Annotated in this window: 14 protein-coding genes; 3 read left to right on the forward strand and 11 right to left on the reverse strand. The window is 70.6% G+C overall.

Features of this window, described 5'->3' with window-relative positions:
• Window positions 1–96: 96 nt before the first annotated feature.
• Window positions 97–789: a metal-dependent transcriptional regulator gene (locus G361_RS0124870; RefSeq protein WP_196814669.1), complete on the forward strand. Its 693-nt coding sequence runs from the start codon at window positions 97–99 to the stop codon at window positions 787–789.
• A gap of 60 nt (window positions 790–849) precedes the next feature.
• On the opposite strand, the gene truB is transcribed toward G361_RS0124870, so the two are convergent.
• The 11 genes from truB to rimP form a co-directional block, all read right to left on the reverse strand.
• Window positions 850–1,779, reverse strand: coding sequence for a tRNA pseudouridine(55) synthase TruB (truB, locus tag G361_RS0124875; protein ID WP_019929828.1), 930 nt, complete (start codon window positions 1,777–1,779; stop codon window positions 850–852).
• Window positions 1,779–2,444 (reverse strand): 4'-phosphopantetheinyl transferase Npt, encoded by a 666-nt coding sequence (gene npt / locus G361_RS0124880; RefSeq protein ID WP_026343468.1) that lies wholly within the window; start codon window positions 2,442–2,444, stop codon window positions 1,779–1,781. The genes truB and npt overlap by 1 nt, the downstream gene beginning before the upstream one ends.
• Window positions 2,445–2,562: 118 nt before the next feature.
• Window positions 2,563–3,522: a metallophosphoesterase gene (locus G361_RS0124885; protein WP_019929830.1), complete on the reverse strand. Its 960-nt coding sequence runs from the start codon at window positions 3,520–3,522 to the stop codon at window positions 2,563–2,565.
• A gap of 101 nt (window positions 3,523–3,623) precedes the next feature.
• Entirely contained in the window at window positions 3,624–4,976 is a 1,353-nt protein-coding gene (locus G361_RS0124890) for an MATE family efflux transporter (protein ID WP_019929831.1), read from the reverse strand.
• Between the two features lie 75 nt (window positions 4,977–5,051).
• Window positions 5,052–6,077 (reverse strand): bifunctional oligoribonuclease/PAP phosphatase NrnA, encoded by a 1,026-nt coding sequence (locus G361_RS0124895; RefSeq protein ID WP_026343470.1) that lies wholly within the window; start codon window positions 6,075–6,077, stop codon window positions 5,052–5,054.
• A 30-nt stretch (window positions 6,078–6,107) separates the two neighbouring features.
• A complete protein-coding gene (rbfA, locus tag G361_RS0124900; protein WP_019929833.1) occupies window positions 6,108–6,557 on the reverse strand; it encodes a 30S ribosome-binding factor RbfA in 450 nt (149 codons plus the stop codon).
• A 15-nt stretch (window positions 6,558–6,572) separates the two neighbouring features.
• Window positions 6,573–6,863: a DUF503 domain-containing protein gene (locus G361_RS0124905; protein ID WP_026343471.1), complete on the reverse strand. Its 291-nt coding sequence runs from the start codon at window positions 6,861–6,863 to the stop codon at window positions 6,573–6,575.
• Between the two features lie 82 nt (window positions 6,864–6,945).
• Window positions 6,946–10,053 (reverse strand): translation initiation factor IF-2, encoded by a 3,108-nt coding sequence (gene infB / locus G361_RS48520; protein WP_081635565.1) that lies wholly within the window; start codon window positions 10,051–10,053, stop codon window positions 6,946–6,948.
• Window positions 10,054–10,166: 113 nt separating this feature from the next.
• Window positions 10,167–10,469: a YlxR family protein gene (locus G361_RS48525; protein ID WP_081635566.1), complete on the reverse strand. Its 303-nt coding sequence runs from the start codon at window positions 10,467–10,469 to the stop codon at window positions 10,167–10,169.
• A 121-nt stretch (window positions 10,470–10,590) separates the two neighbouring features.
• Window positions 10,591–11,619 carry a transcription termination factor NusA gene (nusA, locus tag G361_RS0124920; RefSeq protein ID WP_019929837.1) on the reverse strand — a complete coding sequence of 343 codons (1,029 nt, stop codon included), beginning with the start codon at window positions 11,617–11,619 and terminating at the stop codon, window positions 10,591–10,593.
• Window positions 11,616–12,248 carry a ribosome maturation factor RimP gene (gene rimP / locus G361_RS0124925; RefSeq protein ID WP_026343472.1) on the reverse strand — a complete coding sequence of 211 codons (633 nt, stop codon included), beginning with the start codon at window positions 12,246–12,248 and terminating at the stop codon, window positions 11,616–11,618. The genes nusA and rimP overlap by 4 nt, the downstream gene beginning before the upstream one ends.
• Window positions 12,249–12,515: 267 nt before the next feature.
• Here rimP and G361_RS0124930 point away from each other — a divergent pair, with 267 nt between their 5' ends.
• Together G361_RS0124930 and G361_RS0124935 are read left to right on the forward strand one after the other, a co-directional pair.
• Complete coding sequence (locus G361_RS0124930; protein WP_026343473.1) at window positions 12,516–13,031, forward strand: hypothetical protein; 516 nt, start codon at window positions 12,516–12,518, stop codon at window positions 13,029–13,031.
• Window positions 13,032–13,252: 221 nt separating this feature from the next.
• A complete protein-coding gene (locus tag G361_RS0124935; protein WP_019929840.1) occupies window positions 13,253–13,687 on the forward strand; it encodes a ferritin-like domain-containing protein in 435 nt (144 codons plus the stop codon).
• Window positions 13,688–13,990: the final 303 nt, after the last annotated feature.

Genomic DNA, 13,990 nt, shown 5'->3' on the forward strand with positions numbered 1-13,990 from the left:
CGCGCCGAAGTGGGAAACGGACGCAGGTTTGCCTAAGGTTGGATTGTGCCCGGAAAACGAGACATCGCCACGCGCCGCGAGCTGGCCGATAGCTCACTGCAGCCTCGATCCGCGGGCACGGCCGCCCTCGCGCCGGAACTCTCCTCGGTCGCACAGGATTACCTGAAGGTGATCTGGAGCGTCCAGGAGTGGTCGCAGGAGAAGGTGTCCACGAAGCTGCTGGCCGAACGGATCGGCGTCTCCGCGTCCACGGTGTCCGAGGCGGTCCGCAAACTCGCCGATCAGGGCCTGGTCGAGCACGCTCGCTACGGTGCGATCACGCTCACCGAGAACGGCCGCCGCGCCGCCATCGCGATGGTCCGCCGGCACCGGCTGATCGAGACCTTCCTCATGAACGAACTGGGCTACAGCTGGGACGAGGTGCACGACGAGGCCGAGGTGCTGGAGCACGCGGTATCGGAGACCCTGGTCGACCGCATCGCCGCGAAACTCGGCCACCCCGACCGCGACCCGCACGGCGACCCGATCCCCTCGGTGGACGGCGCGGTCCCCACGCCCCCGGCGCGGCAGCTCAGCCGGTTCCAGGCCGGCGAGACCGGCCGCGTGGCCCGCATCTCCGACTCCGACCCGGCCATGCTGCGCTATTTCGACACCGTCGGCATCGCCCTCGACACGCCCATCACCGTGGTGGAGCGCCGCGACTTCGCGGGCACCATCGCCATCCGCATCGAGGACCGGCCGCTGGACCTCGGCAGCCCGGCCGCCGAGGCCATCTGGCTCACGCACTGAATCCTCACGCACTTAATCCGGCTCGCGGACAACGGCATTCGAGCCCGGCGGCGGGTGTGCTCAGTCGAGCAGACCGCGCGGCCGGACCACCAGAACCGGCGCGGCCCGCTTACCCTTCTCCTCCAGCAGCGCGATGGCCCGGCCGTCGGCGGTCAGCGCCGCGTAGACGCCCGCGATCCCGGCCGGATCGAGCCAGCGGCCGTCACGCAGGGCGTGCGCCTCGGTATCGCTGATCGCGCGGTGCGGGAAGGCCAGGCGCGCGGCGGCGTCGATGTCGAGATTCAGGGTCGGATCGTCGGCCAGCCGCGCCAGGGTGCGGGCGTGTTCCAGGGTGAACGGACCGACGCGGGTGCGGCGCAGTGCGGTGAGATGCCCACCGACACCGAGCTTCTCGCCGAGATCGCGGGCCAGGGCCCGGACGTAGGTCCCCGACGAGCAGTCCACCGCGACATCCAGATCGACGAATCGGTTTGCACCGGTGTCGATGTCGCGGCGCGCGAGAATGTCGAAGCGGGACACGGTGACCGGGCGGGCGGCCAGCCGCACCTCCTCGCCGGCGCGGGCCCGGGCGTAGGCGCGTTCGCCGTTCACCTTGATCGCGCTGACCGTGGCCGGCACCTGCAGGATATCGCCGGTCAATTCGGCTGCGCCGGAAGCGATCCCGGCATCGGTGACATGCGCGGCGGAGGTGGTGCGCAGTACCTCGCCCTCGGCGTCGTCGGTGACCGTGGCGCTGCCGAGCCGGATCGTCGCCGTGTACGTCTTGGTGGTGAGGGTGAGCAGGCCCAGCATCTTGGTGGCGCGCTCGACCCCGAGCACCAGCACGCCGGTCGCCATCGGGTCGAGGGTGCCGGCATGACCGATCTTGCGGGTGCGCAACACCTTTCGTGCCCGGGACACCACGTCGTGGCTGGTCATGCCGCCGTCCTTGTCGACGATCAGCAGGCCGCCGAGCGCATCGACCAGCGGAGTGCGGGTCGCCTCGGCCATCAGCCGACCTCGATCGCGGTCAGGATCAGCCCCTCGGTGATCGACCAGCGGCCGTCGAACGAGGTCAGCGGCGTACCGCCGTCGACGACCTGACCCGGTATCAGCAGTTCGCTGTGGAAGGTACCGGCGCTGCCCGCGGTGTCGACCGTGAAGGTGATGTGCGCGTCCTCGAAACCCAGCCAGCGCAGCGTCAACGGGAACCACGCCTTGTAGGTGGCCTCCTTGGCGCAGAACAACAATCGGTCCAGATGCAGGCCGGTGTCCGGGATCGCGCCGCGCAGCCAGTCCCGTTCGGCGGGCAGGCTCACCGAATCCAGGACCCCGTCGGGCAGGGTGTCGTGCGGTTCGGCATCGATGCCGATCGAGCGCCAGCGCAGCCGATGCGCGAGCGCCGCCGCCCGATACCCGTCGCAATGGGTGAGGCTGCCGACGATGCCCCGGGGGAACAACGGCATCCCGCGCTCACCCTTCCCGATCGCCACCTGCGGCTCACCCAGTTGCGCGAGCGCCTGGCGGGCACAGTGCCGGGCGCCGATGAAGTCGCGGCGACGCTTCTCCACCGCCTTCGCGATCAGATGTTCCTCCGCCGGAAACGGCTGCAGCCCTTCCGGATAGTCCAGCAGCTCGGCGGATGCCACTCCGGCCGGCAGGATCTGCCCGATCAGCCGCGCCGACCCCACCGTGCTCGCCCGCTCCTCGATGACCGCCTCCTGATTCGAACCGTCCGTACCGATCGAAAGCCTACCGAGCCGCCGATGCGGCCCGTTCCCCCGCGCACGCGGCTCAATTCAGCCCGCGGCGGCGCTGGGCCGCCTCCCGCATCTTCGCCGCGGCCTCGCGCATCTCCTGGGTCAGTGTGAAATGACCGCCCCATTCGTTGAGATCGTCCGGGCCGTACTCGGGGGTGGGCAGGATCTGCCGCAACAGCTTGTCCGGCAGTCCGCGACGCTGCCACTCGCGCGGATAGCCCAGCGACACCTCCTCGAACCGCACGTCGTCGTACCAGGTGGTCCGCGGAATGTGCAGATGCCCGTACACCGCGCAGGTCACGTTGTAGCGGGTGTGCCAGTCGGCGGTCAGGTCGGTGCCGCACCACAGCGCGAACTCCGGATAGAACAGGGTGCGGGTGGGCTCCCGCACGAGCGGGAAGTGGTTGATCAGCACCAGCGGGGTGTCCGGCGCGATCGCGTCCAGCCGCCGCCGGGTGTACTGCACGCGGGCGTGGCACCAGGCGTCGCGGGTCAGGTACGGCTGCGGCGAGAGCAGGAACTCGTCGGTGGCGACCACGTTGCGTTCGCGGGCCACCGCCAGCGCCTCGGCATTGGTGGTGGTGCCCTCGGGCCGCCAGGAATAGTCGTAGAGCACGAACAGCGGGGCCAGCGTGACCGGCCGGCCGAATTCCTCGGCGCCGCCGCCGACCCACTCGGGGAACGGATCCTCCGGGGTCAGCACGTCCAGGTCCCGGCACATCGAGACCAGGTAGTCGTAGCGGGGCGCGCCGTGCATCTGCACCGGATCCTTCGCGGTGGTCCACAGCTCGTGGTTGCCCGGCACCCAGATCACCTTCGCGAACCGGCCACGCAGGGTCTGCAACGCCCACCGGATGTCGTCGGTCTTCTCCCCGACATCGCCCGCGACGATCAGCCAGTCCTCCGGTGATTCCGCCCGGATCCCCTCGACGACCGGCTTGTTGCCCTGGTGACCGACATGGATGTCGCTCACCGCCCACAACTTCGGACTCACCCGGTCCCACCTCTCTGTTCGTTGCCACGGCCTGCGTTCGGCGACCGCGGCGCCGATCTCAAGATTCCCACGCCGCCCGGATACCCGGCCAATCGCCCGGCTCACGCCGCGCGCGGTACCTCCGACCCGAGGTGGGTCCAGCGGCCCGACACCGCCCGGATCGTGACCGCGATCAGCCGCAGCACGATGAAGGCCGACAATCCGGACCAGATCCCGGCGATCCCCCAGCGGCAGGCCAGCGCCAGCCAGATCACGGGCAGGAAACCCACCAGCGCGGCGGCCATGGTGGTGTTGCGCAGATAGGCGGCGTCGCCCGCGCCGAGCAGCACGCCGTCCAGCGCGAACACCACCCCGGCCAACGGGATCAGCGCGACGAAGAACCACCAGATCACGTGCACCCGATCCAGCACCGCGGCGTCGGCGGTGAACAGTTGCGGGATCACCGCCCAACCGGCCAGGAACACCACTGCCAGCACCACCGCGAAAACCGTCGACCAGGCCGTGACCCGCCGCGCCAATCCCCGCGCACCGGGTGCGTCGCCGGCTCCCAGCGCGGCGCCGATCAGGGTCTGGGCCGCGATGGCCAGCGAATCCAGCACCATCGCCAGCAGATTCCACAGTTGCAGCACGAGTTGATGGGCCGCGACCGAGGCCGCGCCGAATCGCGACGCCACCGCACCGGCCGAGACGAAACAGGCCTGGAAGGCCAGGCTGCGCACCAGCAGATCCCGCCCGAGCACCACCTGGGCCCGCATGATCCGCGGCTGCGGCGCCAGCGGCACCCGTTCCCGGACCAGTGCGCCCAGGAACAGTCCCGCCGCCACCACCTGCCCGGCCAGATTCGCCACCGCCGACCCGGTCAGGCCCAGGCGCGGCGCCCCGGCCAGCCCGTGCACCAGCACCGGGCACAGCACGCCGGATACGACCAGGCCCGCCACCACGTACGCCAGCGGCCGCCGGGTCTGCTGCACCCCGCGCAACCAGCCGTTGCCGGACATGGTCAGCAGGATCAACGGCACCCCGAACAGGGCGATCCGCAACCAGTGCGAGGACTCGTCCGCGATATCCGCCCCGCCCGCGATCACCCGGGTCAACGGCCCCGAAACCGCTTCCAGCACAACGAGAATCAGCAGTCCGATGGCGATCGCGGCCCAGCTCGCCTGCACCCCTTCCTCGATCGCGCCGCGCCGATCCCCCGCCCCGAACCGCCGCGCCGACCGCGCGGTGGTCCCGTAGGTCAGGAACGTCAACTGCGATCCGACCTGCCCGAGCACCAATCCCCCGACCGCCAGCCCGGCCAGCGCCAGCGCACCCAGCCGCCCCACCACGGCCATATCCCAGAGCAGATACACCGGCTCCGCGACCAGTACTCCCAGCGTCGGCACCGCGATCCCGAGAATGCGCCGCGGCCCGACGGGCACCCCGGCCGCGACCTCGTATTCAGAGTCGACCACGCCGAACTTCCCGCTTCCTGCCAGAAACCACCATCGACGTCAGCGTACGAAACCGCTCGGACATCGGTACGAGATCTACGACGCGGCGACCGGATCCAGCGCGCGGACCAGGGCGGCGACCAGGTCGTCGGGGGTACCGGTGGTCGTGTACCCGGCGGCGTAGCGGTGACCGCCGCCGCCGAGGAGACCGGCCACCCGCGCGACATCGACCCCGTCATCGGTACCGATTCCGGTATCGCGGGACCGCAGCGACACCGTCCAGGTGTCCGGGGAGCTGCGGGACTGCTTGAACACGGCGGCGACCCCGGCCTCGGCCGTCGTGCGGACGATATCGATGACGCTCTCGACCTCCTCCGAACGGAGACCACCGACATCTTCGCGGCGCACGAACACGTACACCAGGCCCGCGCCGCCGATCTCCGGCAGCAGCCGGGCCGAACCGAGCACCCGCGACAGCATCGGCAGCCAGCCGAACGGATGCGAATCCATCAGGAATCGGGTGATCCCGCCGCCGTCGATCCCGGTCGCGAGCAATCGCTCGGCGAGGGCGTGCGAACCGGAACCACCCCAGCGGAAGGATCCGGTGTCGGTGACCAGCCCGGCGTAGAGGCAGTGCGCCACATCGCGGTCGATCGACTCGCCCCAGGCGTCGAGGATCCGCGCCACCAGCGAGGTCGTGGACGCGGCATTCTCATCGATGACGTTGGCCGTGCCGAATCGGGTGTTCGACCGGTGATGATCCAGCACCAGCACGGTTCCGGCGCCCGCCAGCCGGTCGGCCAGCGCGCCCAGCCGGCCACGGCTGCCGCAATCGACGGTGACCAGCAGATCCACCTCGGCGGGCACCGCACCCGCCGGAACCACGTGTTCCACACCCGGCAGCGAACGCATCGACGCGGGCAGCTCGGCCGGTTCGGCGAACGACACCCACACGGGCACCCCCCGGCGATGCAGTACCTGGGCGAGCGCCAGGCCGCTGCCGAGGGTGTCTGCATCCGGCTGGACATGACACAACACGGTCACCGACCGAGCGGCCGTCAACGCCGAAACGGCGACGGACACGTCTGCGGCCGGTGCCTCGGCCGATGATTCTGCGGTCATCGCTCGCCCGTCAGCCGCCGTCCGCGGCGGTCAGTCGTCATCATCCTGTTCGTCGTCGGACCGGTAGGGGTCCGCGTCACCGGCGTGCGTGGCGCCCGCTGCGACGCGGGCCACCTGCTCGTCGGCCGCGCGGGCGCGCGCGAGCAGTTCCTCCATCTGCCGTGCCGCGTCGGGCACGGTGTCCAACAAGAACGCCAGCGTCGGGGTGAATTTGATGCCGGTCGCCGCACCCACCGTGGAACGCAGGACGCCGGTGGCCTTCTTCAGGCCCTCCGCGGCGCCCTGGTAATCCGGCTCGGCGTCGATGGTCTCACCCATCACCGTGTAATAAACAGTGGCTTCCCGCAGGTCACCGGTCACCTTGGCATCGGTGATGGTGACGAAACGCAACCGCGGATCCTTGATCTCGTATTCGATCGCCGTACCGACGATCGTCACGATCCGCTTCGCGAGTCGGCGTGCCCTGGCCTGATCCACCATGGCGCATCTCCTCTTCTAATCTTCGGGCCCGAAGATACGGCGGCGCACTGCCAGCAACTGTAACTCCGGACGCGCCGCAACGTGGCGTTCACAGCGGTCGAGCACCTCCGTGAGATGTCCCATCTCGGCACTGACCATCGCGACGCCCAGCAATGCGCGGCGGTATTTGTCGTGTTCCCCGCCCTCGGCCGCACACACACCGAATCGTTGCAATTCGGCGATGATCGGCCGGATCACGGAGCGCTTCTCCTTCAGCGAATGCACATCGCCGAGCAGGAGGTCGAATTCCAGCGCTCCCACGAACAACGGCTCACCTTCTTCGTGGTTCGGCTTCGGCACACCCGATCCGCCGTCCCGGCGGGCGCCGGGACGGCGGATCGGTGTGAACTCAGTCCCGCGGCTTCTCTCGGAGCTCGTAGGCCTCGATGACGTCGCCTTCCTTGATGTCGTTGTAGGAGAGCGTGATACCGCACTCGTACCCATCTCGGACCTCGGTGACGTCGTCCTTCTCCCGGCGCAGCGACTGGATGGTGGTCTCGGCGACCACCAGGTTGTCGCGGAGCAGCCGGGCCTTCGCGTTGCGCTTGACCGAACCCGAGGTGATCATGCAGCCCGCGATGTTGCCGAACTTCGACGAGCGGAAGATGGCCCGGATCTGCGCCCGGCCCAGTTCGTGCTCCTCGTAGATCGGCTTGAGCATGCCCTTGAGGGCCTTCTCGACATCGTCGATGGCCTGGTAGATCACGGAGTAGTACCGGATCTCCACACCCTCGCGGTTGGCCAGCTCGGTCGCCTTGCCCTCGGCCCGCACGTTGAACCCGATGATGATCGCGTTCGACGCGGACGCCAGGTTGACGTTGGTCTCGGTGACACCACCGACACCGCGGTCGATGACCCGCAGCCGCACCTCGTCGCCCACCTCGATGTCCAGCAGCGCCTGCTCGAGGGCCTCGACCGTACCCGAGTTGTCGCCCTTGAGGATCAGGTTGAGCTCGCTGGTCTCCTTCAGCGCGGCATCCAGGTCCTCGAGGCTGATCCGCTTGCGGCTGCGCGCGGCCAGTGCGTTGCGCTTGCGCGCATTGCGGCGGTCGGCGATCTGCCGGGCGATGCGATCTTCCTCGACGACGAGCAGGTTGTCACCGGCGCCGGGCACCGACGTGAAGCCGATGACCTGGACCGGACGCGACGGCAACGCCTCGGTGACATCGGCGCCGTGCTCGTCGACCATGCGACGGACGCGGCCGTAGGCGTCGCCGGCGACGATCGAGTCGCCGACCCGCAACGTGCCGCGCTGCACCAGCACGGTGGCCACCGGGCCGCGGCCGCGGTCGAGGTGCGCCTCGATGGCGACACCCTGCGCGTCCTGGTCCGGGTTGGCCCGCAGATCCAGCGCCGCGTCCGCGGTCAGCACCACGGCCTCGAGCAGCGCGTCGATATTCGTGCCCTGCTTCGCGGAGATGTCGACGAACATGGTGTCGCCGCCGTACTCCTCGGTGACCAGGCCGTACTCGGTGAGCTGCTGCCGGATCTTGTCCGGGTTCGCGCCCTCCTTGTCGATCTTGTTCACCGCCACCACGATCGGCACGTCCGCGGCCTGCGCGTGGTTGATGGCCTCCACCGTCTGCGGCATGACACCGTCGTCGGCGGCGACCACCACGATCGCGATGTCGGTCGCCTTCGCACCGCGGGCACGCATGGCGGTGAACGCCTCGTGACCCGGGGTGTCGATGAAGGTGATCAGCCGCTCGGAGCCACCCACATCGGCCTTCACCTGGTAGGCGCCGATGTGCTGGGTGATACCGCCGGCCTCCGCCTCACGGACGTTGGACTTGCGGATGGTGTCCAGCAGTCGGGTCTTACCGTGGTCGACGTGGCCCATGACGGTCACGACCGGCGGACGGATCTGCAGGTCGTCCTCGTCGCCCTCGTCCTCGCCGTAGGTGAGGTCGAAGCTCTCCAGCAGCTCGCGGTCCTCGTCCTCGGGCGAGACCACGTGCACGACGTAGTTCATCTCGCCGCCGAGCAGCTCGAGGGTCTCGTCGTTCACCGACTGGGTCGCGGTGACCATCTCACCGAGGTTGAACAGCGCCTGCACCAGCGCGGCCGGGTTGGCGTTGATCTTCTCGGCGAAGTCGGACAGCGACGCGCCGCGGGCGAGCCGGATGATCTCGCCGTTGCCGCGCGGCAGCCGCACGCCACCGACGGCGGGCGCCTGCATCGAGTCGTATTCCTGGCGCTTCTGGCGCTTCGACTTGCGGCCCTTGCGGGGCGCGCCACCGGGACGGCCGAAGGCACCCGCGGCACCGCCGCGACCGCCACCGCTACCCGGACGGCCACCACCGCCGCCACCGCCACCGGGACGGCCGCGGAAACCACCGCCGCCACCGGCACCCGCACCGGCGCCGGCCGCGGGCGCACCCTGGCCGCCGCCACCGCCACCGCGGTAGCCGCCACCGCCGCCGCCACCGGGACGCGGAGCGCCACCGGGACCACCGCCCGGACGAGCCGGACGACCGGCCCCCGACGGCCCGGGACGGGCCGTGCGGGACGGCATCGCACCCGGATTCGGGCGCGGCGGCATCGAGCCGGGGCTCGGACGCGGGCCACCGGGACGCGGACCGCCCTGCGGGCCACCGGGACCCGGACGGGGACCACCCTGCGACGGGCCGGGACGCGGGCCACCCTGGGCCGGACCCGGACGCGGACCGCCCTGGGCCGGACCCGGACGCGGGCCACCCTGGGCCGGACCCGGACGCGGACCGCCCTGAGCCGGACCCGGACGGGGACCGCCCGGACGCGGCGCGGGCCGCTCGGACCGTTCCGGCCGCTCGGGCGCGGAGGTGAAGGGGTTGTTACCGACGCGCGGGGGCTTCGGACCGGGCTTCGGACCGGCGCCACCCGGACGCGCGCCGCCGCCCTGCGGGGCACCCGGACGCTGCTGCTGCTGACCGGGGCGCGGACCGGGCGTGGTCGGCCGCGCGCCCGACTGCTGCGGAGCGGACTGCTGCTGGGGCGCCACCGGCGCCTGCTGCTGCGCGACCGGGGTCACGGGCGCCTGGGTCGGCGCCGGAGCCGGAGCCGGGCGGGCCGCCGGGCCGGGCCGGGCACCGTCGAGACGCGGCGTCTCGACCCGGGCCGCCGGTGCCACGGGAGCGGCAGCCGCGGCCGCGCCGGGCACGGACGCAGCCGCCGGCTTCGCCTGGTTCTGGTTCTGATTCGGCGCGGGCGGCCGCGGACCGGGACGCGGGCCGGGCGTGGGCCCGGACCCGGGCTTACCCGCCGGGCGACCCTGATTCTGACCGGGCTTGCCGGAGGACTTGGCGGAGCCGTTGGACTTCGACGCGAACGACTCCCGCAACCGGCGCGCGACGGGTGCTTCCACCGTCGACGACGCCGATTTCACAAACTCGCCCTGCTCCTTGAGCGTTGCGAGTAGTTCTTTACTCGTGACACCGAGTTCTTTTGCCAACTCGTGCACGCGGGCCTTGCCTGCCACTGCTCTCCTCACTGAGAGGTCGAGCGTGGCGCTTGTCCCGGCAGGGGACGAAAAGCCCGCACGACCTCCGATTATCTTCGATGGCCGATCATCGTTGGTACTTCACGGTGTGCTCATGAGTGCTCGTGCCTGTTCTCGAGGTAGTGCTCCAGGGCTGAGATATCCAGTTGTCCGGACACTCGTAGCGCTCTGCCGAACGCTCGGCGCCGCTCTGCCGTGCTCAGACAGACCGATGAGGGGTGCAACCACGCACCCCTGCCGGGAAGTCTGCGCTGCGGATCGGGAACAACCGTGACGCTGTCCCCGAAGGACTCCGGGGAAGACCACGCCACGACCCGCAACAGATCGGCGGCCAGCTCTCGCCTCCGGCATCCCACACAGGTCCGAACCGGTCCGGGCCGCCGAAGCGACTCCATCCCGACCCGCGCCGAGTGCGAAGAAACCGAAGGCTCGCGCTGAGCCTGCGTCCACTGTACCGCTGCCATGTCCCGATCTCCGCATCCAGCCCTCTGAGAGTTGCCGACCTGTCGTTCCCGGCTAGCTGCGCTGCACTTCCGAACGGGCCGGACCGTTCACATCGGGGGCCGCGTCGCTGCGGATATCGATGCGCCAGCCGGTCAGCCGAGCCGCCAGCCGCGCATTCTGTCCCTCCTTGCCGATCGCCAGCGAGAGCTGGAAATCGGGCACCACGACCCGTGCGGCCCGTGCCTCCGGGTCGACGATCGTGACGGAGACAACCTTCGACGGACTGAGCGCATTCCCGACGAAGGTCGCCGGATCGTCGGAGTGATCGATGATGTCGATCTTCTCGCCGGCCAGCTCGCTCATCACGTTGCGCACCCGCTGGCCCATCGGGCCGATACAGGCGCCCTTGGCGTTCACGCCCTGCACATTGGACCGGACCGCGATCTTGGAGCGATGCCCGGCCTCCCGGGCCACGGCCACGATCTCCACCGAACCGTCGGCGATCTCCGGGACCTCCAGCGCGAACAACCGCCGCACCAGATTCGGATGGGTGCGCGACAGGGTGATCTGCGGGCCGCGCGGGCCGCGGGAGACCCCGACGACGTAGCACTTGATCCGGTCACCGTGCTCGTAGCTCTCGCCCGGCACCTGCTCCGCCGGCGGGATCAGGCCCTCGGTGCCGTTCACCTCGCTGCCGATGCGCACCACCACGGTGCCGCGGGCGTTCATCCGGGCGTCGCGCTGGACGACGCCGCCGACGATGTCACCCTCGTGGGTGGCGTACTCGCCGAAGGACTTCTCGTTCTCCGCGTCGCGCAGCCGCTGCAGGACCACCTGCCGGGCGGTGGTCGCCGCGATCCGGCCGAATCCCTCCGGGGTGTCGTCCCATTCGGAGATCACGTTGCCGTCGGCGTCCACCTCGCGCGCCATCACCCGGACCACGCCCGACTTCTGGTTGATGTCGATGCGGGCGGTCGGTTGATGCCCCTCGGTGTGCCGATAGGCGGTCAGCAGGGCCGACTCGATCGCGGAGATCACGGTCTCCATCGAGATTCCCTTGTCGGCGACGATCGCCCGGAGGGCTTCGATTTCGATGTTCATTCCACGATCCCTTCGGTCGGCTCTGCTGCTTCTGCGTCATCCGATTGCGGGGCCGATGCCCCGTCGTCGAGGTCCACCGCACCGGCGCCGGGTTCCGGCCGACCGGCCGCGACGCCGGTCAGTGCCAGTTCGGCCGGGCTCGGCGGTGCGAACTCCACCTGCACCACGGCCCGGTCGATATCGGCCAGCGGCACGGTGACCAGCTGTAATTTTCGTCTGCCCGACGGGACCAGCGCCACCTCGGTCTCGCCGACCGGGCCCACCCGGGCCTCGAATCGCGCGTCGGCTCCGGCGGGCGACGGCGCGCCGGAGCGCAGCGCGACACGCACCTTGCGGCCGCGGGCGCGCCGCCAGTGCCGGGGCGCGGTCAGCGGGCGGTCGACACCCGGTGTGGTGACCTCGAGCAGATACGGGGTCTCACCGAAATCCCCGGCGTCGTCGAGAGCCGTGGAGATGTCCGAGCTGAGCTCGGCGATCGAATCCAGGTCCACACCTTCGTCGCTGTCGACGGTCACCTGCACCCGGGCCGGCCCGGCGGCCACTATCGTCACGCCCTCGAGGTCGAGGCCTCGGCGTTCGACGGGTCCAGCAACGAGCTGGCTCACCCTTTCCTCGGTCGGCATCGGCATGTGGGGCGACTCCTGGTTCAGTTGTGACGAGGTTGAGTTGTCGGTATCGGTCCTGGTCGAGCTCGGTAGGCGCGCTCGACGGAGAATTACTCCGCCGAAGATCTAGCGTAACGCGCTGCAAGAGTGTAAAGGACCAGCCGCAGATCACGAGTTTCCGCACCGGTCGTGCGGGTTCACCTGCGGCATCGCCGGATCCGGCGTGGCGGCGCACGCGTGTCGGACGGACCTCGGCCGCCCGGTGGTCACGAACACTGGCACGATATACGCGTGCCGATCCCCGTTCCTCCCGTCCGCAGCGCCCTGGATCGCCGTGCCGCCCTGCGGCTGGCCGGTAGCGCGGCCGTCGCCGCCACCGCCGCGAGCACCGCCGGCTGCTTCCGGCAGCAGCCGCCGCCGGCCCCGGATCCGTTACTGGCACAAGAACTCTCGGCACGGACCGACGTCCTGTGGGCGAAGGCCGCCGCCACCCTCGCCCCCGACCGCACCGCCGCCCTCACGCTGATCGCCACTCAGCGCGGCGACCACGCCGACGCCCTGCGCACCGAGATCGACCGCGCGGCGGGCGTCTACCACGACGGCACCCGGCCGAGCACCCGCACCCCACCGCCCACCGACGTTCCGGGCCCGCCGACCCCGCCGTCGCTGGCCGCGCTGCACGACCAGCTCACCCGATCGCAGCGCTCGGCCGCGGATCTCGCGGTGTCGTTGTCCGGCTTCCGCTCCGGCCTGCTCGCCTCCATCAGCGCGTCCTGCGCCACCCACGTGGCGGTGCTGCTGGGATGAGCGCGCGCCGCCCACGCCCGGGCGCGCTGTGCCCCCGCGATCGCCCCGCAGCACCCGAATCACGCCACCCAGCAGACCTCCCGCATCCACCTCGGCCGCCCGGCGCGACGCGGACCGCACCCGTCCGTCGATCGCGGATCGCGGCCCCCCACGCACAGGATTCCCGCCGCCGAGCGCGACCGCGGCGAACCGCACGCCCGTACCTCCCGGAAGGGGACGCCATGACCACGACCGATCAGCAGGCGCTCATCGACGCCCTGAACGCCGAATACGCGGCGGTCTACGCCTACGGCGTCATCGCCGCCTACGCCTCACCCGAGCGCGTCAAGATCGTCGGCGAATACACCGCCGCCCACCGGGCCCGGCGGGACGCCACCATCGACGCCCTGAAGGGTTCCGGCGCCGCCGTGCCGAGCCCGGCCGCCGCCTACACGACACCGTTCCCGGTCAACGATCCGATTCCGGCCGCCCAACTGGCGAACACCGTCGAATCCGATACGGCGATCGCCTGGCGCTCGGTCGTGGAGCGCACCAGCGATACCGACACCCGTCGCACGGCATTGGCCGCCCTCACCGAATGCGCGATCCGCCAGGCCACCTGGCAGGCGATCCTCGGCGTGAACCCGCCGACCGTCTCCTTCCCGGGCCAGCCCTGAGCGAGGCAGCCGCCCGCTGCCTCCGAGCGTCCGCGTGCCCGGCACAGACAAGACACCGCGAGCGGAAGGCGGTAACCGCCGCAAACCTGCATCAGCGGTCGGTCTCCCAGTCCGCGAGGTGTCGGCGTAGTCGCCGCGCTGACACGCGTCGATCGAGCGGCGGAGACCTGCGTCGATCAAGCGGCGGAGATCAGCGTCGGAACCGAGTCGACCCGCTGGATTATCGAAGCGTCGCGGCCCGACGGCCGCATCCTCCATGCGCTTTGAGGTCATCGTGCGCAGTCGGCGCGCGAGGGCGCGCTG

Source organism: Nocardia sp. BMG111209 (assembly GCF_000381925.1).
Taxonomy (GTDB): Bacteria; Actinomycetota; Actinomycetes; order Mycobacteriales; family Mycobacteriaceae; genus Nocardia.

Coding starts and splice junctions, on each gene's coding strand:
- G361_RS48525 (WP_081635566.1), bottom strand. CDS start 10,469: ATGGAGTCGCTTCGGCGGCCCGGACCGGTTCGGACCTGTGTGGGATGC.
- rbfA (WP_019929833.1), bottom strand. CDS start 6,557: ATGGTGGATCAGGCCAGGGCACGCCGACTCGCGAAGCGGATCGTGACG.
- G361_RS0124935 (WP_019929840.1), top strand. CDS start 13,253: ATGACCACGACCGATCAGCAGGCGCTCATCGACGCCCTGAACGCCGAA.
- nusA (WP_019929837.1), bottom strand. CDS start 11,619: ATGAACATCGAAATCGAAGCCCTCCGGGCGATCGTCGCCGACAAGGGA.
- G361_RS0124895 (WP_026343470.1), bottom strand. CDS start 6,077: ATGACCGCAGAATCATCGGCCGAGGCACCGGCCGCAGACGTGTCCGTC.
- truB (WP_019929828.1), bottom strand. CDS start 1,779: ATGGCCGAGGCGACCCGCACTCCGCTGGTCGATGCGCTCGGCGGCCTG.
- rimP (WP_026343472.1), bottom strand. CDS start 12,248: ATGCCGATGCCGACCGAGGAAAGGGTGAGCCAGCTCGTTGCTGGACCC.